This is a genomic window from Seonamhaeicola sediminis (assembly GCF_004358095.2).
GTDB lineage: Bacteria > Bacteroidota > Bacteroidia > Flavobacteriales > Flavobacteriaceae > Seonamhaeicola > Seonamhaeicola sediminis.
This window is the reverse complement of sequence record NZ_SMZJ02000004.1, coordinates 34,648-56,570: the sequence shown is the minus strand read 5'-3', so window position 1 is coordinate 56,570 and position 21,923 is coordinate 34,648. Positions and strand designations below refer to the sequence as shown.

General features: G+C 33.5%; 18 protein-coding genes. 14 read left to right on the top strand and 4 right to left on the bottom strand.

What is annotated here, in order from left to right; genetic code table 11:
* Positions 1-212: 212 nt before the first annotated feature.
* The 4 genes from E1J38_RS06550 to E1J38_RS06535 all read left to right on the top strand — a co-directional run bounded on the left by E1J38_RS06550 (position 213) and on the right by E1J38_RS06535 (position 5,907).
* Positions 213-482 carry a hypothetical protein gene (locus E1J38_RS06550; protein ID WP_186525826.1) on the top strand — a complete coding sequence of 90 codons (270 nt, stop codon included), beginning with the start codon at positions 213-215 and terminating at the stop codon, positions 480-482.
* A 2-nt stretch (positions 483-484) separates the two neighbouring features.
* Positions 485-1,885, top strand: a complete 1,401-nt coding sequence (locus tag E1J38_RS06545) for an amidase family protein (RefSeq protein WP_133355594.1) — start codon at positions 485-487, stop codon at positions 1,883-1,885.
* Positions 1,885-5,226 carry a bifunctional amidotransferase subunit GatB/aspartate--tRNA ligase AspS gene (gatB/aspS, locus tag E1J38_RS06540; protein WP_133355251.1) on the top strand — a complete coding sequence of 1,114 codons (3,342 nt, stop codon included), beginning with the start codon at positions 1,885-1,887 and terminating at the stop codon, positions 5,224-5,226. The genes E1J38_RS06545 and gatB/aspS overlap by 1 nt, the downstream gene beginning before the upstream one ends.
* Before the next feature lie 135 nt (positions 5,227-5,361).
* Complete coding sequence (locus tag E1J38_RS06535; protein ID WP_133355250.1) at positions 5,362-5,907, top strand: DUF2911 domain-containing protein; 546 nt, start codon at positions 5,362-5,364, stop codon at positions 5,905-5,907.
* A 55-nt stretch (positions 5,908-5,962) separates the two neighbouring features.
* Here the strand turns inward: E1J38_RS06535 and E1J38_RS06530 are convergent, their stop codons facing one another.
* Entirely contained in the window at positions 5,963-6,592 is a 630-nt protein-coding gene (locus E1J38_RS06530) for a 7-carboxy-7-deazaguanine synthase QueE (protein ID WP_133355249.1), read from the bottom strand.
* Between the two features lie 102 nt (positions 6,593-6,694).
* Between E1J38_RS06530 and E1J38_RS06525 the strand changes: the two genes are divergently transcribed.
* From E1J38_RS06525 to E1J38_RS06500, 6 genes are read left to right on the top strand one after another with little or no spacing between them, the layout of a single operon-like run.
* Positions 6,695-8,242 carry a helicase HerA-like domain-containing protein gene (locus E1J38_RS06525; protein WP_133355248.1) on the top strand — a complete coding sequence of 516 codons (1,548 nt, stop codon included), beginning with the start codon at positions 6,695-6,697 and terminating at the stop codon, positions 8,240-8,242.
* Positions 8,243-8,288: 46 nt separating this feature from the next.
* Complete coding sequence (locus E1J38_RS06520; protein ID WP_133355247.1) at positions 8,289-8,846, top strand: hypothetical protein; 558 nt, start codon at positions 8,289-8,291, stop codon at positions 8,844-8,846.
* Positions 8,847-8,856: 10 nt separating this feature from the next.
* On the top strand, positions 8,857-9,831 hold the full coding sequence (locus tag E1J38_RS06515; RefSeq protein ID WP_133355246.1) for a YitT family protein: 975 nt from the start codon (positions 8,857-8,859) through the stop codon (positions 9,829-9,831).
* A 1-nt stretch (position 9,832) separates the two neighbouring features.
* Positions 9,833-10,198 carry a cupin domain-containing protein gene (locus E1J38_RS06510; protein ID WP_133355245.1) on the top strand — a complete coding sequence of 122 codons (366 nt, stop codon included), beginning with the start codon at positions 9,833-9,835 and terminating at the stop codon, positions 10,196-10,198.
* A gap of 3 nt (positions 10,199-10,201) precedes the next feature.
* A complete protein-coding gene (locus tag E1J38_RS06505; RefSeq protein WP_133355244.1) occupies positions 10,202-11,029 on the top strand; it encodes an alpha/beta hydrolase in 828 nt (275 codons plus the stop codon).
* 18 nt (positions 11,030-11,047) lie between these two features.
* A complete protein-coding gene (locus E1J38_RS06500; protein ID WP_133355243.1) occupies positions 11,048-11,803 on the top strand; it encodes a pseudouridine synthase in 756 nt (251 codons plus the stop codon).
* Positions 11,804-11,807: 4 nt separating this feature from the next.
* Here E1J38_RS06500 and folD read toward each other — a convergent pair whose 3' ends face one another.
* From folD to E1J38_RS06485, 3 genes are all read right to left on the bottom strand, one after another.
* Positions 11,808-12,683, bottom strand: coding sequence for a bifunctional methylenetetrahydrofolate dehydrogenase/methenyltetrahydrofolate cyclohydrolase FolD (gene folD, locus E1J38_RS06495; protein WP_133355242.1), 876 nt, complete (start codon positions 12,681-12,683; stop codon positions 11,808-11,810).
* A gap of 87 nt (positions 12,684-12,770) precedes the next feature.
* Positions 12,771-14,099 (bottom strand): signal recognition particle protein, encoded by a 1,329-nt coding sequence (ffh, locus tag E1J38_RS06490; RefSeq protein ID WP_133355241.1) that lies wholly within the window; start codon positions 14,097-14,099, stop codon positions 12,771-12,773.
* 327 nt (positions 14,100-14,426) lie between these two features.
* Positions 14,427-16,187, bottom strand: coding sequence for a hypothetical protein (locus E1J38_RS06485; protein ID WP_133355240.1), 1,761 nt, complete (start codon positions 16,185-16,187; stop codon positions 14,427-14,429).
* A gap of 135 nt (positions 16,188-16,322) precedes the next feature.
* Here E1J38_RS06485 and E1J38_RS06480 point away from each other — a divergent pair, with 135 nt between their 5' ends.
* From E1J38_RS06480 to E1J38_RS06465, 4 genes are all read left to right on the top strand, one after another.
* Positions 16,323-16,841, top strand: a complete 519-nt coding sequence (locus tag E1J38_RS06480; protein WP_186525825.1) for an RNA polymerase sigma factor — start codon at positions 16,323-16,325, stop codon at positions 16,839-16,841.
* A 110-nt stretch (positions 16,842-16,951) separates the two neighbouring features.
* A complete protein-coding gene (locus E1J38_RS06475; RefSeq protein ID WP_133355238.1) occupies positions 16,952-17,848 on the top strand; it encodes a FecR family protein in 897 nt (298 codons plus the stop codon).
* Positions 17,841-20,186 carry a TonB-dependent receptor plug domain-containing protein gene (locus tag E1J38_RS06470; protein WP_255449799.1) on the top strand — a complete coding sequence of 782 codons (2,346 nt, stop codon included), beginning with the start codon at positions 17,841-17,843 and terminating at the stop codon, positions 20,184-20,186. Before E1J38_RS06475 ends, E1J38_RS06470 begins: the two co-directional genes overlap by 8 nt.
* A gap of 92 nt (positions 20,187-20,278) precedes the next feature.
* Positions 20,279-21,916, top strand: a complete 1,638-nt coding sequence (locus E1J38_RS06465) for a DUF1800 family protein (RefSeq protein WP_133355237.1) — start codon at positions 20,279-20,281, stop codon at positions 21,914-21,916.
* Positions 21,917-21,923: the final 7 nt, after the last annotated feature.

Genomic DNA, 21,923 nt, shown 5'->3' with positions numbered 1-21,923 from the left:
TCAAAATTTTATCAATATGATAATAATGAAATGGCGAGGAAAAAAAATTAAGTTTACTATATATATTCTGTATATCTTTGGCGTGACAAAATGAGAAACAACAACAATAATAATTTCAATAATCCTATATTTTAGGACAGGAAGGTTATTGTTCAAAAATATTAAAAGCCTTCCAAAAACGGAAGGCTTTTTTTAATTCAAAAATTTGAAACATGAGTAAAATTATGACCGTCGACATCCTGTCGAGTATTAAAGGTGCAAAACCCTCAGAAGCGGTGAGCAAACTATTTGATGTGATTAAAAATGCACACACTTCAAATGATGGTACTTTTAACAGCAATCATAATAATGCGGTATCAATTGATGATTTAAGAGAGGATGTTATTATTGAAAGTTCGGCAACCGAAAAGCAGATTATCAAAGAAAATTTCCCTAAAGAGAAAAAAGGGTACTTAGTTGTTTCTAAAGTGATTGAAGAATAATGATGGAATCTCAAATAAAATCGATACACCATAAACTAGTAAACAAAGAAATTTCTTGTTTAGCCCTAGTAAAAGAAAAACTAAACTTATTAAAATCCAATACTCATAACACTGTTAATAGTCTTTTAGAAGACTATGCCTTAGCATTAGCTTCTAAAGTTGACGAAAAAATTACAAACGGTGAAGCAATTGGTTTACTTGAGGGTATCCCCTTTGGTATCAAAGATGTTTATATGGTAGAGGGCACCTATACCACAGCCAGTTCAGATTTATTAAAAAATTACAAATCGGCCTACACAGCAACGGCTATTCAGAAACTTTTAGATGCTGGTGCTATTCCTATTGTAAAAGAAAACTGTGATAGTTTTGGACACGGTTCTTCTAGTGAGAATACCATTTTTGGTGCTGTAAAAAATGCCAAAAACCCAGAATTAGTTGCTGGTGGTTCTAGTGGGGGGTCTGCCGTGAATGTTGCCAAAGACTTTACGGTATTTTCAATTGGTGGAGATACTGGAGGTTCTATTCGTCAACCTGCAGGTTATAATGGTATTTATGGCTTGAAACCCACCTATGGGCGTATTTCAAGATATGGCTTAATGGCCTACGCGTCATCAACAGATTGTGTTGGTCCTATTGCTAAATCTATTGAAGATATTAGAATTGTATTGAATGTTATAAGTGGTAAGGACACAAAAGACCAAACCACGTATGCTTCACAAAATATTACTGAAGAATCAATCTCACCAAATAATTCTATAAAGTCTGTTGGTTATTTTAAAAATTTTGTTGAAAGCGAAGCCATAGACCCTAAGATAAAAAGTGATTTCCTTTCTGCTGTCGTAAAAATTAAAGCTAAAGGCATCAAAGTAAGAGAATTAGATTTCTTTAAATCGGATACTTTGGTCTCAACTTACTATACCTTGGCAATGGCCGAAACCGCGTCAAACCTATCTCGTTTAGATGGTACTAACTATGGTAATAGAATAGAAGGTGAAAACTTAAAAGACAGTTATTCAATTACACGCTCTGAAAATTTTTCAGAAGAAACAAAACGTCGTATAGTTGGTGGTAATCAAGTATTATCGCAAGGATTTAGTGATGAAATTTACTTAAAAGGACTTGCTCTAAGAGATCAAATTTCACAGAATTTCGAAAACGATTTTAACGAAGTTGACGTGATTATTTCTCCAGTAACACCAAGCACGCCACCAAAAATTGGCGATAGTTTAAAAGACCCATTGGCTATGTATTTAAGTGATGCTTACACTGTTGGGTTTAGTTTGGGACAATTACCAACTTTAACCGTGCCTCAAGGCACCGAAACAGGCTTACAGATAACAGCCGCAAAAGACAATGACGAACTTGTTTTGAAGTTTGCTAACTTCTTAAAAGATACGATATAATGGATTTAGAGCAATTAAACGAAACGCTTAAAGCCTACGAATTAGAATTGGTTATTGGGTTGGAAACTCATATCCGATTGAACACAAAAACTAAGTTATTCTGTTCTTGTCCTAACCAAGAGATTGAAACCCCAAATGAGAACATTTGCTCTGTTTGTACCGGGCAAATGGGGGTTTTACCTGCTGTTAATAAAGAAGCTATCACCAAAGCCATTTATTTTGGAAAAGCGGTGAAATCAACCTTTAGTAATGACGTGATTTCATGGGACAGAAAACATTATGAGTACCCAGACAACCCAAAAAATATACAGATAACACAGTTTCATAATCCAATTATTCCAGATGGGCAAGTTTCTTGCTTTAGAAATGATGGCTCTGAGTTTACTGTAAATTTAACTCAGGTTCATATTGAAGAAGATGCTGCTAAATTAATGCACGAAAAAACAGTTTCGTTGGTAGATTTCAATAAAGCAGGTGTGCCACTTATTGAAATTGTTACAGAGCCTTGTATCCATCATATCGAAGATGCTTCAACCTATGCCCAATACTTACAACGCATTGTACAGAACTTAAAAATATCAGAAGCCAACCTTGAAAAAGGTGAGTTTAAATCGGATGTATCGGTGTCGCTTCGAAAAAAACGTAGCTATAACTTAAACCCAAGAACTGAGATTAAAAACCTTAACTCGTTTAAGTTTATGACCGAAGCCCTAAAGGAAGAAGTTGAAAAACAACTAAACTACTATATAGAGCATAAAGAGTTTAGACCAGATCAAACCACAGTGCTTTTTGATGCTGACTTAAAGCAAACCAAAACCATGCGAAAAAAGGAGTTTGAAGCCGATTACCGTTTCATCTCTGAACCTGATTTACCGTTTGTAAACATCAAAAACGTTGTAGAATCTATTGATGTTGATATTAGCTCATTACCTTATGCGGTAGAGCGTATTTTAATAAGAGGTGGTGTGTTACCTCAAGATGCTAAATTTTTTACTGCCGATGCGCTGCGTTCTAAAACGTTTATGACAATAAATAAAGAGCTTAACGACCCCTCGTTTGTTGCTAAAACACTTGTAAACAATATTGGCGCTGATGACTACACTGATATATATAGAATAGAACATCTTATTGAAATTTTCAAATTATTTAAAGAGGAAAAAATAACCTCAGTTTTAGTTCAAAATGCTATTACTTCTTATCTAAAAGATAGAACTTTTGACTACAACAAGTACTTTGAAAATAATACCATTTCAAAAGAAAAAATAGACAATGCCATTGCCAAAGTCATTAATGACAATGAGGCTATTGCTAACGATATTAAAACTGGAAACCAAGGTAAAGCTGGTATTTTAGTTGGAAAAGTTATTGGCATAATAGGCAAAGGAGCTTCTGGAAAAGTGATTCGCGAAGGTATTTTAAATGCTTTATCAGCTAAAAATGACAGCAAACCAGAGACCGAAAACCGCAATAAAAAAGTAGCAACAACCAATAACGAACAACCAATAGCTAAACAACAAGAAGAGGTATTGCCAGAAATACCCATGGTTATAAAAGATGAATATAGAACACACGTAGCTACAGACCTCTCTGAAGCCTCTATTTCTGAAAAGGTGACCTTAGCAGGTTGGGTTTCCAGTGTGCGTGATCATGGTGAATTGATATTTATTGATTTACGAGATTCTAGTAATGAGATTTTCCAAGTACGCCTAAGTAGAGAATCATTCCCTAACTTGGATGAATTGGTAAAATTGAAACCTGAATCTGTCATCATGGTAACTGGTGATATTGTGAGACGTCATGAAGATGATTTCAACCCAAGTTTAAGAACAGGAACCATTGAGATGGAAACCTCGGAATTAGAAATTCTGAACCTTTCCAGAACTTTGCCTTTTGAAATAAAACGTGCCACTAAAACTAACGAAACAACCCGTTTTCAATATAAGTTTTTAGACCATAGAAATGCCGATGTACATCGCGTAATTAGAAATAGACATAAGGTTATTAAACTAATGCGCGACATATTAGACCAACAAAATTTCCTTGAAATAGAAACACCTATTTTGAGTGCAGGAACCGATGAAGGTGCTCGTGAATTTATTGTTCCTACAAGAAAAGAGGCTGGTTCATTTTACACCTTGCCACAGGCACCCCAACAGTTTAAACAGATGCTGATGGTAAGTGGCTATGAAAAATATTTTCAGATAGCCCGTTGTTTTAGAGACGAGGACTCTAGAGGTGATCGCCAACCAGAATTTACCCAGTTAGATATTGAAATGGCTTATGTTAGTATGCAACAAATTATGGACTTGAACACAAACATGTTCAATGAAATAGTTGAAAAAGTATATGATAAAAAATGGATTTTAAAACCTTTTGAGGTTTTAACCTATAAAGAGGCCATGGATAAATACGGCTGTGACAGACCAGACCTTCGTTTTGGTTTAGAAATGCAAGACATCACTAAGATTGTAAAAGATACTACATTTCAAGTATTCAGCAAACCTATTAACGAAGGAGGTATCGTAAAATGTATTAAAGTTTCTGCAAAAGAACAAGGCAAGCAACGTATGTCTAAAGGACAAATAGAAAAGTTAACCGCTATTGCTCAAGAGCATGGCTTGGGTGGATTAGCTTACATTATTGTTAACGAAAATGATTTACAATCGCCCATCATTAAATTCTTGGGAGAAGACATAGCTGTTAACATTATTAAAGCAACCCATGCCCAAGTTGGTGACATTGTGTTCTTTTCTGCTGCTGATTATACTACCGCTAATAAAGCCTTGGATGCTGTAAGGCAAGAAATGGGCAAGATGCTAAGGTTGATAAACCCTAAAGAATTAAGACCTGCCTGGGTTATTGATTTTCCTATGTTTGAAAAAACCGATGAAGGTAATTGGACATTCACTCACAACCCATTCTCAATGCCAGCTACCTATGACATTGAAAAACACCTAAATGGTAAAGAGGGTGATATTGGTGCTATTATTGCACAACAATATGACTTAATATTGAATGGTTACGAAATTGGAGGCGGCTCTGTGCGTGCGCACAAGCCTGAAATTCTGGAAGCCACTTACAAAAATATGGGATACAACAAAGAAGATATGATGAAGAGTGTAGGAACTATGTACAAAGCTTTCCATTATGGAGCACCACCACATGGAGGTATTGCTTGGGGTGTAGACCGTTTAATGATGATTCTTGAAAAGAAAGCCTCCATTAGAGAAGTTATGGCATTCCCGAAAACAGGAACCAGTGAAGATTTATTGTTTGGAGCACCATCTCCACTATCAGACAAAAAGATAGAAGAAATGAATGTTAGAGTGATAAAGAAATAACGACATCTAAAAGTTTAAGTTAAAAATGCTTCAGGAAAACTGAAGCTTTTTTTATATAAAATTTAACATACCCTATAGTCAGTTTTATATTAACTTAATGACCACAATACTCAATTCAAAATAAAAACTATAATTATGAAAAAATCATCAATTCTTCCCTTACTTGCTTTGGCTATTATTATGTTAATTTCATCTAACCTAAGCGCTCAAAAATTCAAAGGCTTAGATAAAAGCCCCATGGATGCAGCTGCGTATCCAACAAGTTATAAAGAAGCCAATAAAGCAATTAAAATTATCTACAGTAGACCTCAACTAAAAGGTAGAGATTTAAGTACACTTGCTCCTAACGGTAAAGTTTGGAGAACAGGTGCAAATGAAGCTCCAGAATTAACTCTATATGAAGATATGAACTTGGGAAACACTCTAATTGAAGCTGGCACTTATACTTTTTATGTTATTCCCGGAGATAAAGAATGGATAGCCATTATTAGTAAAGATATTAATGCTTGGGGGGCTTATACTTATAACGAAGCTAACGATGTTGCAAGACTTTCTGTTCCAGTTTCCTCAAGTAAAGAGTCTCTTGAAGCTTTTTCAATAGTTTTTGACGAAGGAAACAATGCAATTAACATGCATTTGGGTTGGGGAACCATTAGAGTAACTGTACCTTTTACAAAATAACTTCTGACTGACATACATCACAAAAAGCTTTGAAAAGTCAAGGCTTTTTTTGTGCCTAAGGTATATTCAAATATTTATGTGTTTGAAGTGACACTTTCCATTTAGGATATTGCATCACATAATCCACAATCAATGGAATTACTTTATCACGCTTACTCCACTCAGGTTGCAAATACAAAATACAGTTTTCATTTACCCTAGATGCTTGCTCTTCTGCAAATCTTAAATCGTCTTTATTGTAAACGATTACTTTTAATTCATGAGCTTTTTCATAAACTTCATCAGTTGGTAATTTCATTTTTTTTGGAGATAAACAAATCCAATCCCACTCCCCTGTTAGCTTATAGGCCCCAGAGGTTTCAATGTGAGTTTTCAATCCAAGCGCTTTTAGTTTGGTAGTTAAAATGGTCATATCCCAAGTTAAGGGTTCTCCTCCAGTAACAACAATGGTATCACTGTATCTTTTAGCATTCTCAACAATTTTAGAAGTAGCTGTTGGAGGGTGTAAATTGGCATTCCAGCTTTCTTTTACATCACACCAATGACAACCTACATCACAACCTCCAATGCGAATAAAATACGCTGCAGTACCTTTGTGATATCCTTCTCCTTGAATGGTATAAAATTCTTCCATTAAGGGTAACATCTCACCTTTATCAACCAATTCTTGAATCTCCTTTATCATAAGGCAGCAAAGATAACTCTTTGTTACTTAATTGTTCAAAGTTTTGACCATGTAGTTTGTTTCAATTAATACAGATTAGTTATTTTTATGAAAATTTAAAGAATGGCAAAAACAGAAGATTTTTTCAAGTACATAATTGATGGCAACACAACTAAAGGTGATTTTATACCTGTTGGTGCCGCTATGTTAAATGGTGAAACAGTGACTGGTGCCCACGTAAAAATACCTTTAAAAACCATGAATCGTCATGGCTTAATTGCTGGCGCTACAGGTACTGGAAAAACAAAATCATTACAAGTTTTAGCCGAAAATTTAAGTGATAAAGGCATTCCAGTTTTGTTGATGGATATTAAAGGGGATTTGAGTGGATTAGCACAACCAAGCCCGGGACACCCTAAAATTGATGAGCGGCATGAAAAAATAGGATTACCTTTTGAAGCTAAATCCTTTCCAGTAGAAATATTAACGCTTTCAGAACAAGATGGTGTGCGCTTAAGAGCTACCGTTAGTGAATTTGGGCCTACCTTATTATCAAGAATTTTAGATTTAACGCAGGCCCAATCAGGTGTTATGGCAGTACTTTTCCAGTATTGTGATGATAACAAACTACCTATACTAGATTTAAAAGATCTAAAAAAGGTATTGCATTATGCTACCAACGAAGGCAAAGAAGAGTTCACCGAATCTTATGGTAGAATTTCTACCGCTTCAACAGGTGCTATTCTTAGAAAAATTATAGAATTAGAGCAACAGGGAGCCGATTTATTTTTTGGTGAAACCTCGTTTGAAGTTGATGATTTATTAAGAATTGATGAAAACGGAAGAGGTTATATTAATATTATAAGACTAACCGATATTCAGGATAGACCTAAGTTATTTTCAACTTTTATGCTGAGTTTACTAGCTGAAATATACGCTACGTTTCCAGAGCAAGGAGATAGTGACCGCCCTGAGCTAATCATGTTTATAGATGAAGCACATTTAATTTTTAACGAAGCTTCAAAACCCTTATTAAATCAGATAGAAAGTATTGTAAAACTTATTAGGAGTAAAGGGGTTGGTTTGTATTTTGTTACTCAAAATCCAACCGATGTTCCAGAGGAAGTTTTAGGTCAGTTAGGTTTAAAAATACAACATGCTTTAAGAGCTTTTACCGCTAAAGACCGAAAAGCTATAAAGCTAACGGCCGAAAATTATCCTGATTCTGAATATTATGACACTACAGAAGTGTTAACCTCTTTAGGTATTGGTGAAGCCTTAATTTCTGCATTAAACGAAAAGGGGCGCCCAACGCCATTGGCAGCAACTATGATGCGCGCTCCTATGAGTAGAATGGATGTTTTAACAGACACTGAACTAAGCAACTTACTATCAGGATCTAAACTTTCAAAAAAATACAATAAGGAAGTTGACAGGGAGAGTGCTTACGAGTTATTAAATGAAAAAATAGAAAAGGCTGAAGCCAAAGAATCAAAAGAAAAAGCCAAAAAAGAGCAAGAAGCCCTAAAAAAAGAAGAAGCTAAACAAAAAAGCAGAAGTGCTTCAACAAACCGAAGAAGCACCAGAATGAATCCTGTTGTTAAAGTTTTAACTAGTGCTACATTTATTAGAAGTGTGTTTGGTATACTAAACAAGGTTATAAAAAAATAAGACCTCAAATTCAAACTAATCAAGTTACAAAAAACTAATTTCAATAATGAATAAAACTTTTTTAAGCCTCATTATACTTTGCTTAATATTTACAAGCTGTAAAAATGAACAAGACCCTCTTGAGATTTCTAAACAACATATTGGGTTGTTAACAGATTCTACTCAAGTTAAAGACTTAAAAGCTATTTTTATTAACGACTCTATTTCAAAATTTGAAGTTGGTAAAGAATTTGCAGGCAATACTAATAACATTATAATATTAAGTAAAAGTGGAGAAAAGCGCTTAATACTAACCCCAAAAACAGTTTCAGATTCTACCTCAGTTATTGAAAGCATCCAAATTCTAGACCCACTATACAAAACGCCTAAAGGTATTTCTGTTTTAAGTACATTCAAAGATATTAATAGTGCCTATCGTATTTCTAAGATTGATAATGGCATAAACTCTGTAGTGCTTTCTGTTAAAGAATTAAATGCTAGTTTTGTGATAGATAAAAAAGAATTACCTGCCAATTTAAGGTTTGATCTTAACCTGAAATTTGAGGCAACCCATATTCCTGATGATGCCAAAATCAAATATTTTTTCCTAATTTGGAATAACTAATAATTAATGAATGAATCCATTTTTAACTAAAATAATATTTGATTTAGCTAAAAAAAGACTAGAAAAGAGCCAACCTAAAAAAACGGTTACCAAGAAAAAAATAGTCCCACTTGTTAGACAACTTCAAGTAGAATTAACCCACACCATTGGGGAATATATTTGTATAATCATTGGTATTTTTTCTGCAGGCTTTGGCTTAAAGGGCTTTTTACTACCTAATCAATTTATTGATGGTGGTGCAACAGGTATTTCATTATTACTAGAAAATGTCACATCTATTGAACTTGGTTTCCTTTTAATTTTAGTCAATATTCCATTTATTATATTAGCCTCTAAAACAGTTAGTCTAAAATTTGCTATTCGTAGTATTGTAGCCATAGCACTTTTAGCAATTGTAGTCCATTTTGTTGATTATCCTAAAATAACCGAAGACAAACTCCTTATAGCTATTTTTGGTGGTTTCTTTCTAGGTTTAGGTATAGGTATGTCTATGCGCGGGCGTAGTGTAATTGATGGCACAGAGGTTCTAGCTATTTTTTTAAGTAGAAAGCTATCTTTAACCGTAGGTGATGTCCTGCTAATAATAAACATTATTATATTTTCTTTTGGAGCTTACGTGCTTTCTGTAGAAACAGCGTTATATGCTATTTTAACTTATTTGGCAGCCGCTAGAACTGTTGATTTTGTTGTTGATGGCGTTGAAGAATACGTAGGATTAACAATTATTTCAGAAAAACACGATGATATTAAATGGATGCTCACCAATAAATTGGGAAGAGCTTGTACAGTTTATAGTGGTAAAGGCGGTTACGGAAAGCAAGGAGAAAGTTCTGAAAAGGAAATAATCTACAGCGTTGTTACACGTTTGGAGTTACCTAGAATTAAAACCGAAATTGATAAAATAGACCGAAAAGCTTTCTTAATAATGGGTATTGTTAAAGACATTAAAGGAGGTATGATAAAGCGCAAACCCTTTAAAGATTAAAATGAAAAACTACACCATTCAAAACAGTCCGTTTATAGTGCCAACTAAAGATGGGAAGTCCATAAAAGAACATTTTGGATTAGCTACTGATGGTAATTCTAAAATGAGTATTGCACATATGAAAGCACCTGCTGGTTGGAAAGAACCTTTTCAGACTCCAGAGTTTGATGAGTTCACTTTTATCATTAAAGGAAAAAAACAATTTATTATAGAAGGTGAAACGGTAGTTTTAGAGGCTGGCCAGTCCATAAAAATAAATAAAAACACCAGAGTTCAATACTCAAATCCGTTTACAGAGCCCTGTGAATACATTGCTATTTGTACACCAGCATTTTCAATGGATTTAGTTAATAGAGAAGCTGAATAGTTGATGCAAAAATTCATTATTAAACTTGTTGGGTCTTATTTAAATGTATTAAGTTATGTCTCTGTAGATTATGCAGCAAATAAAGCACTGCATTTATTCTCAATTCCTAGAAAAGGAAAACTCAATGAGACTCAAAAACGTTTTTTAAACTCTGCAAAAAAAGAAATACTAACCTTTGAGGGGCTGGATATTGCCACTTACCGCTGGAAGGGTAATAAAACAACCATACTTTTGGTTCATGGATGGGAAAGTAACTCTGCCCGTTGGAAAAACAAAATTGAACGATTCATAAACCAGGGATTTAATATTATAGCTTTAGATGCTCCAGCTCACGGCGCGTCTGGAGGTAAATTATTCAATGCCCTTTTATACTCAGAGTTTATTCATATAGTCTCAAAAAAACACCAACCAGAAGTGATTATAGGACACTCTGTAGGAGGTATGGCTTCTGTATTCTTTCAACAGAAATATCAATTAGAATCTGTAAAAAAAATGATATTGCTTGGTGCGCCCTCTGAGTTTAAAGGCATCTTAAAAAGTTACATCAAGCTTTTGGGTTATAACAAAAAAATTGAACACAGTCTTAATAAAATTATTCTTAAAAAGTTTGGAGCAATACCTAGTGATTTTTCAACTTCTAAATACTCCAAAGATATTGAAACCGAAGGTCTTATAATTCATGATGTTAAAGACACCATTATTCCATACACAGATGCTAAACTAATTAACAAAAGTCTACGCAATAGTAAACTCATAACCACTAAAGGGCTTGGTCACTCTTTAAACAATACTTCGGTAACAGAGAATATTTTAGAATTTTTAGAAGATTAAGATGCTTACTTTTGTAACATGGACGAACCTTTAAAAAGAATCAATAAATATTTAAGTGAAGTTGGTTATTGCTCTCGTAGAGAAGCAGACAAACTCATTGAGGCTGGTAGAGTAACTGTAAATGGAAATATTCCTGAAAAGGGCACAAAGCTGTCTTCAGATGACAAAGTTTATGTTGATGGTACATTAGTGAAAAACACCAAAAATAAATTTACATATCTAGCTTTTAATAAACCTGTTGGTATTGTTTGCACAACAGACACACGTATTGAAAAGGACAACATTATTGATTATATTAATTACCATAAGCGTATTTTCCCTATTGGAAGATTAGACAAACCCAGTGAAGGTTTAATTCTACTTACCGACGATGGCGATATTGTGAATAAAATTCTTAGAGCTAGTAACAACCATGAAAAGGAATATATAGTAACAGTAGATAAACCTATCTCACAGACTTTTGTGGAGCGTATGTCTAAAGGCATTTATTTAGAAGAATTAAAACAAACCACAAAGCCTTGTATTGTGAAAAAACTGAACTCCAATAAATTTAAAATCATACTAACTCAAGGTTTGAATAGGCAAATTAGAAGAATGTGTTCTCATTTAAACTATGAGGTGCTAACACTAAAACGCATTAGAATAATGAATATAAAACTAGACCTCTCCGTTGGAAAATACCGAGAACTTTCAAAAGAAGAATATAAGGAGTTAAGCAAACTTATTAGTGATTCAACTAAAGAATTTAAACCTAAAACTGTAAAAAGAAAGTGATAGATTAAGCCCTTCTTTCTCTGGCTAATAGCGTATTTTTAAGTAGCATAGCAATGGTCATAGGGCCAACGCCACCAGGAACAGGTGTAATATAACTAGCTTTCTTGCTTACACTTTCAAAATGAACATCACCAGCAAGCCTATATCCATTTTTTTTGGTTTGGTCTGGAACACGTGTAATACCAACATCTATAACCACAACATCTTCTTTTACCATATCTCCTGTTAAAAACTCAGATATTCCAATGGCAGCCACTATAATATCAGCTTCTTTAGTAATTTCTTTTAGGTTTTTAGAGCGGCTGTGAACCACCGTAACCGTAGCATCACCTGCTGGACGTTTCTGACTCATTAAAATACTCATGGGTCGACCTACAATATGACTCCTACCCATAACTACCACATTTTTACCAGAAGTTTCAATTTGATATCTCTCCAATAATTCCATAATACCGAACGGTGTAGCCGGTAAAAATGTAGGTAAATCTAAAGCCATTTTACCAACATTGGTAGGATGAAATCCATCAACATCTTTGTCTGGGTCTACAGCCATTAATACCTTTTGTTCATCAATTTGACCTGGCAAAGGAAGCTGAACAATAAATCCATCAATATCATCATTAGTATTCAATTCGTGAATTTTATCTAATAACTCTTCTTCAGATGTATATTCTGGTAATTCAATTAAAGTGGATTCAAAACCTATTTTCTCACAAGCCTTTACTTTGGCATTTACATAGGTCATGCTTGCACCATCACTCCCAACTAAAATAGCTGCCAAATGAGGTACTTTTTCACCTTTAGAAACCATTGCTTTTACGTGTTCAGCAATTTCTTCTTTAATATCGTTACTTACTTTTTTACCGTCTAAAATGGTCATTGTTTACTTAACTAATTATATTTTTGAGATGCTTTGACTGCGCTCAGCATGACACTTCTAACTTCTAACTTCTAACTTCTTACAAAATTAACGCATATTCTGCATCATCTGCATCATCTTTCTGCCTCCACCTCCTTGCATCATCTTCATCATTTTACTCATCTGATTAAACTGCTTTAAAAGCTGATTTACTTCTTGTACTGAAGTACCAGATCCTTTCCCTATACGCTTCTTTCTGCTAGCGTTTATAATAGATGGATTGGATCTTTCTTTGGGCGTCATAGAATGAATTATTGCCTCAATACTTTTAAAAGCGTCATCATCAATATCAACGTCTTTCATCATTTTTCCAGCTCCAGGAATCATACCCACAAGGTCTTTCATATTTCCCATTTTCTTTATCTGCTGGATCTGCTTTAAGAAATCATCAAAACCAAATTTGTTTTTTGCAATTTTCTTTTGAAGTTTCCTAGCCTCCTCTTCATCAAACTGTTCTTGCGCACGTTCAACAAGAGAGACAACATCTCCCATACCAAGAATACGATCGGCCATACGTGATGGATGGAATACATCAATAGCCTCCATTTTCTCACCAGTACCAATAAATTTGATTGGCTTGTTTACAACAGATTTAATAGATATAGCAGCTCCACCGCGGGTATCACCATCTAGTTTGGTTAGGATAACGCCTTCAAAATTTAAGACGTCATTAAAAGCTTTTGCTGTATTTACAGCATCCTGACCTGTCATAGAATCTACAACAAACAATGTTTCTTGAGGCTGAACTGCTTTATGGATGTTGGATATTTCAGTCATCATCGCTTCATCAACAGCTAAACGACCTGCGGTGTCTATAATAACTACATTATAACCGTTAGCTCTTGCATGCTCAATAGCTGCCTGAGAAATAGCAACTGGATCATTATTGCCTCTATCACTAAAAACCTCAACGCCTATTTGATCTCCAACCACATGTAATTGGTCTATTGCCGCAGGACGATACACATCACAAGCAACCAATAAAGGTTTTTTAGTTTTTTTATTTTTAAGATAATTTGCAAGCTTACCAGAAAACGTTGTTTTACCAGAACCCTGTAGACCAGACATTAAAATAACACTTGGTGTACCAGATAAATTAATCCCTTCGGCATCACCACCCATAAGTTCTGTTAATTCATCTTTAACAATTTTAACCATTAGTTGCCCAGGTTGCAACGTAGTTAATACGTTTTGACCTAAGGCTTTTTCTTTAACTCTATTGGTAAAATCTTTAGCAATTTTAAAGTTGACATCGGCATCCAGTAAAGCACGTCTTACTTCTTTTAAAGTCTCAGCAACATTAACCTCGGTAATACTGCCATGTCCCTTTAAAACGTGTAAGGCTTTATCTAACTTATCACTTAAATTATTAAACATAATTTTGACACATTTAAATTTTAATAATTAATGTCTTTATTATAATTATAAAATTGAGAACGTGTACAACCGCTACGCTCTCACATTAAAAATTTTAAACATTCTCTTTGATAAAATCTGTTTAAAATTTATTAATGCTCGTTTCTTGAAATTTTAAGAATTGCAAATTTAAGGAATTGAAGCTATTAATGGGTAATATTGTTTAAAAAAGGGCATAAAAAAAGAGCTATTAATTTTGTAATTAATAGCTCTTATAAAGGAAACTTAGCTAACTAACCTAACAAACCGAAAATCCAAGTTTCTCCTTTTTATTAACCAATAACATAATTATTCTTTTCTTTCAAGAACTAATACACGTTCTACAATTCCATTAGCAGAGTAATCTTTTAACTCAATTCTATTTGGAGTAATCTCTTTAATTCTCCATCTATGAGTTAACTGATTGAAAGGCTCATTATCTCTTCCAAATCTCATTCCTAAGAATAATCCCTCATGTCTGTATGCCAACCAAGAACCTCTTGTTACACCCTCATTAGGATCTGTAATCTTTATTCTTCCAGTCTCTAAGAAGCTTAATGTGTACATGAAAAAGTTTTCAGTTAAATCTGCATCATTATCCATATAAGATGCTACTTCCCATTGGCTAGACACTAATATATCCTCAATGTAATTCAAATCATTATCAGTATTTGGACAGTGTCTTTCAAGTACCATTCTGTTTTGACTATTCTCTAACTTTATTAAGTTTGGACCAAGGAATGATACTAACCATTGTAATTTAAGATTCGGTCTACCTTCTAATTCAATGCTTAACCCAATACGTCCAGAGTTTAAAACAAATACTTCATAGGTACCTTCTACCAATTCACCTTCTATTCTAATCTTAACTACATTATTTTCAAAGAATCTTAAAGGTGTTCCTATATATTCTTTTTCATTCTCTGCTCCACCAACATTTATTCTTGCTATTCTCCATAAACATTCTTGTAAGTAGTTTTTAACACGTTCTTTAGTATGATCTATGACTACATCACAGTTACGTTTCATAATAATTCTACCAGCATCTTCTTGGTATACTTTAACTCTTCCTTCTTCTATCTCATAGATGTACCACTCTAATGTAAAGTCTGCTAAGTTTTCAAATTCCATTTTTAGTTTAGCACCTCTACCCTGTACAACTCTTGTTTCCCAAGTACCTGTAAGCATATCACCATTTCTAGCTCTCATTACAACCACTCCGTTTTCTTTAAAGTTGATTGCATAATCAAAATACTTATCTGTTAAAGCATTGGCATCTCTATTGAATTCGTGTACTAACCATGGACATTTAACCAGATAGTTATCTAAACGCTCTTTGGTAAAATCGTCATCGTTATAATCGTTATCATCATCTTCATCACAAGCATCCTTTGCCTCTTTTATTGTTCTGTGTAATTCTTGGTTGCTATTCACAATAATTTCAGAACCATCTGCTAATACCATAGTAACGGGGTAATTAATACTGGCTATAACTTCATTTTCTTTTACTCTCCTTATAAAACGATGTAATTGTCTATCGTTTTCAATTTCAATGGTATCAATAATTAAGAAATCGGCATTAAAAATTGAGAATGAAATTGGGTATTTAAAATCAATACACTCTATGTCATCGTCTTCTTCATTTTCTCCACTGCACGCTTCAGCGTAAGCCTCTAACTGATCAGCGTTATTAATAACAATTTCATCGTGATCTGCATTAATAATGGTAATAGGAAAGATCATTTCAAGATTATCGTCATCATTATCAAATTCGTCAAAAATAGCTTCAATAACTTCGAAATCTTCTTCCGAATCAATAATAATTTCCAATCCGTTAGCTACAACAGTAAGAGGTAACTTAACAGAAATACAACTGGCACGGTCTATAATATTGTCTTTAGAACCGTCCATTTTAGATGCAGCACTTACAAGGGCTGTCAATTCTGATTCTGCTACTAAAGCTTCGGCTTCAGTAGGTTCTGTAATGTCAACTACTTCTTCTTGACAAGAGGTAAACATTAAAAGGGCAAAAAAAGGTAGTAATAATAAAATTCTCCAATTAGTTTTCATGATATTTGATTTTGGGTTAAACATAGCTTTTTGGAGATAAAACAATTAAACTTTAAAAATTCCTACCCTCTAACTCAAAAAAAATTAAATTTTTATTAAAAAGCTTTATTTTAGTGGCTCCAACTACCAATAAACATGAGCAAGCAATTACATGACAATATTTGCGCAGAGCATATTTTTTCATCTATATTTAATAAACACGCCAAAGACCTACACAATTTTTTATACTACAAGTTTGGTGATTTACTAAACCCCAAAGATAAAGCCCAAGAAGCTTTTGTTAAACTTTGGGAAAATTGTTCTAAAATATCTCCAGACAAAGCCAAAAGCTTTTTATTTACCACCGCCAATAATTTAATGTTAAATGAGGTAGCTCACCAAAAGGTTGTTTTGAAACATCAAAAAATTACCAAACCAAAATTGAGCACCAATGAGAGTCCTGAGTTTTTAATGCGTGAAAAGGAATATAACGATAAGTTACAAAAGGCATTGGCTAACTTAACGGAGTCACAACGCGTTGCTTTTATGATGAACCGTATTGAAGGAAAACGATTTAAAGAAATTGCTGATATTTTAGAAATCTCAACCAAAGCGGTTGAAAAACGTATTTATGGTGCGTTGGAAAAGCTAAGGAAGGATATTAAGGAGTTGTAATCAGTTGATTAAAGAAGAACTGAACACTGAAATTTAAGTCTTTGAAAAAATTGAATAGAGAGGGTAGGAAAAAATAAAAGTTAATTGTTATATAGTTGAATAAAGGAATAATGGACAAAGAAACTTTAATATTAAAATGGTTAAATAACGATCTAAATGATCAGGAACTTCAAGCCTTGAAAAAACTTGAAGACTATGATGATTTAGTGAAGTTAGACAGTAACCTGCAAGCTTTTAAAGCTCCAGAATACAAGACTTCTAAAGAGCTTGAAAGCGTATTATCCACTATTAAAAGCAGTAAAAAACAAAAAACGCATTGGGTAAAACCTTTTATGCGTGTTGCTGCAATTCTTGCTATTTGTTTTAGTCTTTATTATTACACCACTACTATTAATACTACCATTACCACAGACATGGCACAAAAAACTACCATTGAGCTACCAGATGCTTCAAATGTGTCTTTAAATGCAAAATCGGTGCTGGTATTTAATAAAAATTCATGGAAAAACAACAGAGAAGTAGAACTACAAGGCGAAGCATTCTTTAAAGTTGCCAAAGGTTCTTCTTTCAATGTTATAACAAAAACAGGAACCGTTACGGTTTATGGAACTCAATTTAATGTAAAACAACGGGACAATTATTTTGAGGTTATTTGCTACGAAGGTTTAGTAGGCGTTACTTTTAATTCTCAAGAAACAAAATTAAAACCTGGTGACAGTTTTTTAATTTTGGATAGGAAATTAATTGCTAAAGAAAAAGAAAACAGCTTAACACCTTCGTGGTTAAATAACGAAAGTCAGTTTAAAAGTATACCTTATAAACAAGTTATTGAAGAGTTTGAAAGACAGTTCAACGTAGATATTACTCTAATTGGCGTGAATTCTGATGAACTATTCACTGGTAATTTTACACATGATAGTATTGAAGTTGCGTTAAAATCTATTACCTTACCGTTACATTTAACTTATAGTCAATCAAACGATTCTATCATTTTAAAGCGTGAATAGGAAAGACTTTTATTTGCTTTTTGTCTTATTGTTTTTTTTGAAGGTTGCGCCGCTTAGCGCTCAAAAAGTTCAAAAAGAAAAGCAACTACTTTCTACTATTTTAAGCACCTTAGAAACCCGATATAGTATTAGCTTTTCTTATGCCGATAAAACTATTAAAGACAAAAAAATCATTTTGCCCCAAAAAAATTTGTCGTTAAAAGAAGCATTGGAATTTCTTAGAAAAGAAACAAAGCTTGATTTTGACTTGTTAGATGATAGATTTGTGGCTATAAAACCTGCTAAAAAAAAGAAGCCTAGTAGTTTTAGTATACAAAGTCTTGAAGAAGTGTTTATTACCAACTTCCTTACTACTGGTTTAACAAAACTAAATGATGGTTCTGTTACTATAAAGCCTGAAAGTTTTGGTATTCTTCCTGGTTTGATAGAACCTGATGTTCTACAAACTATCCAAGCCTTGCCAGGAGTTTTAAGCACAGATGAAACCGTTTCAAATATCAATGTAAGAGGAGGAACTCATGACCAAAATCTTCTACTTTGGGATGGCATTAAAATGTATCAATCTGGTCATTTTTTCGGTCTTATTTCAGCTTTCAACCCATATATCACTAAAAAAATTAGTGTTTATAAAAATGGAAGTAGAGTGAAATATGGTGATGGAATTTCAAGCATTATTGATATGCAATTGCCCGATGCAATTGATAATGAATCTAAAGCCGGCGTTGGGCTAAACTTTATTAATGCCGATGGTTTTGCCAAAATTCCACTTTCAGATAAAACAGAATTACAAATTTCATCACGCCGCTCCGTTACTGATCTGATACAAACAGCCACTTACAACCAGTATTTCAAACGTATTTTTGAAGATTCTGACTTTAACAACAATAGAAATAGCATTTCACAAAACGAATCGTTTTACTTCTACGACATCACTACTAAATTTCTTTACAATATCTCTAAAAAAGACAAACTCAGATTTAACTTTTTAAACATTAATAATACGTTTAATTATGATGAACAATCTACAATTAATGACAGAACCGAGACCTTAAACAGTAATTTATCACAGCAAAATTTATCGCTAGGTCTTTCTTACACTAGAGATTGGACAAATCAATTATCAACCACACTACAAGCTTATGCCTCAAATTATGATTTAGATGCCACTAACAATGATGTTATTAATAACCAAAGGTTAATTCAGGAAAATAGAGTAAATGACCGCGCCCTTAAAATAGATATAAATTATGAACATAACTATCAATTAAAGTTTAACAGCGGCTATCAATTAAACGAAGTTGGCATCAGCAATTTAGAAGACGTAAACAACCCAAACTTTAAAAGTTTTATAAAAAATGTTGTGAAAAGCCATGCTGTTTATGCTGAAACATCTCTTTTATCATATAGTGCTCAAACCAAACTAAATTTAGGAGCGCGTTTAAACTATCTAGACAAGTTTAATCTGCTTTTTGTAGAGCCAAGATTAAGCTTTAGCCAACGCTTTTTAAATGATTTTAGATTTGAGGTTTTAGGAGAATATAAAAGTCAATTTACCTCGCAAGTCATAGATTTACAAAACGATTTTTTGGGTATTGAAAAACGCCGTTGGGTACTATCTAACAATAACACTGAAGTTATTGAAGAGGGGAACCAAACTATTTACCCTGTTCCCGTATTAAAAAGTAAACAAATTTCGGCAGGTATTCATTTTAATAAAAACAAGCTATTAATCAGTGCCGAAACCTACATTAAAAAAGTAGATGGTATTACAACCAGAAGTCAGGGATTTCAAAACCAGTATCAGTTTGTTCATAGTATAGGTAGCTACAAAATTACAGGTATAGATGTATTACTAAATAAACAATTTAATAATGTAGCAAGCACTTGGATTTCATATTCCTTTAGTAAAAACAACTATCTATTCCCAGATTTAAATAACGGTAATGAATTCCCTAATAACAATGATATTAGGCACGCTATTACTTTTGCTGGCACATACACTCAAAACAATTTTAAATTAGCTTTAGGCGTAAACTGGAATTCTGGTAAGCCCACAACATACCCTGCAGGCCAGAATAATCAAAGTAATGTCATTATTAATTATCAAAGCCCCAATGCAGAAAATTTAGATGATTACTTAAGGGCAGATTGTTCTGCAACTTATTCATTTGATATTTCAAGAACATCAAAAGCTACTATTGGAGCTTCGGTATGGAACGTTTTAAATAGAAAAAACATTATTAATGAATACTATACTCTAATAGAAGACAGTATTGAACCTATTAGAAATGAATCTTTAGGCATCACCCCAAATGTAAGTTTTAGAGTTCATTTTTAGATAATAACTAACTTATACAGTGCTTTTTATCGAATATTCATCTTGATTTGTATTGGCAATTAAAATATTAATTACATTGAAAAAAATATAGTATGGCCTCATTAAATCCTCTAAGTTCCAACCTAGACCTAAGGAAAGCTAAACACTTACTTAGAAGAGCTACTTATAATTACTCCAAGGAACAATTAGATACTTTTGTAGGCATGTCAGCCACAGATGCAGTGAATAGCTTAACAGCCAATGTGGCATATGTATTAACAGAGCCTTATGACCCCATGCCTGCAAGTAATCCAGATGGTTATTGGACATCTTCAAATGAACATCCCAATTCTTTTGATGGTCAGAGTAGAAAACGAGCACACGTTACAGCTTGGTGGTGGCACAATGCCATAAATCAGATTACCATAAAATATAAATTATCATTTTTTCTACATACCTGTTTTACCGTGGGTAAAGACTCAGGTGTTGGGGCTGCATCTTTTTTCTTTGATCATCTTCGTCTTCTTGATTTTTATGCCTTAGGTAACATCAAAACTTTGGCTAAAAAAATCACTTTAGACAATGGCATGTTAGATTATTTGGATAATACCCAAAATAACAAAAATAACCCTAATGAAAATTATGCCAGGGAGTATTTAGAACTCTTTACTATTTTAAAAGGAGAACAAATTGGAGAAGGCAACTACACTAATTACACAGAATTAGATATACAGCAGGCCGCAAAGGTATTTTCTGGTTTTAAAAAGAAAGGCGATAGAAACGGAGATATAGATACGGACACAAACCTACCTATAGGCTATATAAATGCAAATAGACATGACCCAAATGACAAAACCTTTTCTAGTGCATTTAATAACCAAACAATATTGGGTAGAAATACTAAAGAAACCATTATAGAAGAGCTAGACGATTTTGTTGAAATGGTTTTTGCACAAGAAGCAACGGCAAAAGCATATTGTAGAAAGCTATATCGGTATTTTGTAAAAAGTGATATTTCTGCTACCGCTGAAACCGATATCATAACACCACTTGCTCAAATTCTAGTTAATAACAACTATGAAATTTTACCAGTTGTGACTACCCTCTTAGCTAGCGAACATTTTTATGACATGGATGATGACGATAATACCAATAATACTATAGGAGCCATTATTAAAAGTCCTTTACAATTACTATCTGAAGTAATTTCTTTGTTTGAAGTAGAATACCCAGATCCAGAAACAGAACAATTACGGTTCTACCGAAACTTTTTTCTTAGATATATACACATTATATATTTCAAAGGTTCTGGCATGGAATTTTTCAACCCAGATTCTGTAGCAGGATATCCAGCATATTATCAGGAACCAGGCTTTGATAGAAACTGGTTTTCCTCAAACACACTCATTGCTAGATATGAACTCATGAGAGATTTACTTACCCGAAATAATTTATACACAAATTTAGACACTGTTTCATTTGTTGAAAACAAAATAAGCCCAGAAGAGACTAAAGACCCTAATACTTTAGTGTTTGCACTGGCGAATTTAATGTATCCCGAAAGTATTGACTCGGATAGAATCAACTATTTCAAAACATTCCTAATAGGTGATTTTAATGATTATTACTGGACTGGCGCTTGGTTGCAATACATTAACACACATAATGAAAGCGACAAGAATGTTGTGAAAACTAGGCTAGATTCGCTTATTACAACTATGGTCAATGCAGCAGAATTTCAATTAATGTAAAAGTCTA

Coding starts and splice junctions, on each gene's coding strand:
- E1J38_RS06505 (WP_133355244.1), top strand. CDS start 10,202: ATGCAAAAATTCATTATTAAACTTGTTGGGTCTTATTTAAATGTATTA.
- gatB/aspS (WP_133355251.1), top strand. CDS start 1,885: ATGGATTTAGAGCAATTAAACGAAACGCTTAAAGCCTACGAATTAGAA.
- E1J38_RS06545 (WP_133355594.1), top strand. CDS start 485: ATGGAATCTCAAATAAAATCGATACACCATAAACTAGTAAACAAAGAA.
- E1J38_RS06500 (WP_133355243.1), top strand. CDS start 11,048: ATGGACGAACCTTTAAAAAGAATCAATAAATATTTAAGTGAAGTTGGT.
- ffh (WP_133355241.1), bottom strand. CDS start 14,099: ATGTTTAATAATTTAAGTGATAAGTTAGATAAAGCCTTACACGTTTTA.
- E1J38_RS06525 (WP_133355248.1), top strand. CDS start 6,695: ATGGCAAAAACAGAAGATTTTTTCAAGTACATAATTGATGGCAACACA.
- E1J38_RS06465 (WP_133355237.1), top strand. CDS start 20,279: ATGGCCTCATTAAATCCTCTAAGTTCCAACCTAGACCTAAGGAAAGCT.
- E1J38_RS06535 (WP_133355250.1), top strand. CDS start 5,362: ATGAAAAAATCATCAATTCTTCCCTTACTTGCTTTGGCTATTATTATG.
- folD (WP_133355242.1), bottom strand. CDS start 12,683: ATGACCATTTTAGACGGTAAAAAAGTAAGTAACGATATTAAAGAAGAA.
- E1J38_RS06485 (WP_133355240.1), bottom strand. CDS start 16,187: ATGAAAACTAATTGGAGAATTTTATTATTACTACCTTTTTTTGCCCTT.
- E1J38_RS06550 (WP_186525826.1), top strand. CDS start 213: ATGAGTAAAATTATGACCGTCGACATCCTGTCGAGTATTAAAGGTGCA.
- E1J38_RS06515 (WP_133355246.1), top strand. CDS start 8,857: ATGAATCCATTTTTAACTAAAATAATATTTGATTTAGCTAAAAAAAGA.
- E1J38_RS06530 (WP_133355249.1), bottom strand. CDS start 6,592: ATGATAAAGGAGATTCAAGAATTGGTTGATAAAGGTGAGATGTTACCC.
- E1J38_RS06480 (WP_186525825.1), top strand. CDS start 16,323: ATGAGCAAGCAATTACATGACAATATTTGCGCAGAGCATATTTTTTCA.
- E1J38_RS06520 (WP_133355247.1), top strand. CDS start 8,289: ATGAATAAAACTTTTTTAAGCCTCATTATACTTTGCTTAATATTTACA.
- E1J38_RS06510 (WP_133355245.1), top strand. CDS start 9,833: ATGAAAAACTACACCATTCAAAACAGTCCGTTTATAGTGCCAACTAAA.
- E1J38_RS06475 (WP_133355238.1), top strand. CDS start 16,952: ATGGACAAAGAAACTTTAATATTAAAATGGTTAAATAACGATCTAAAT.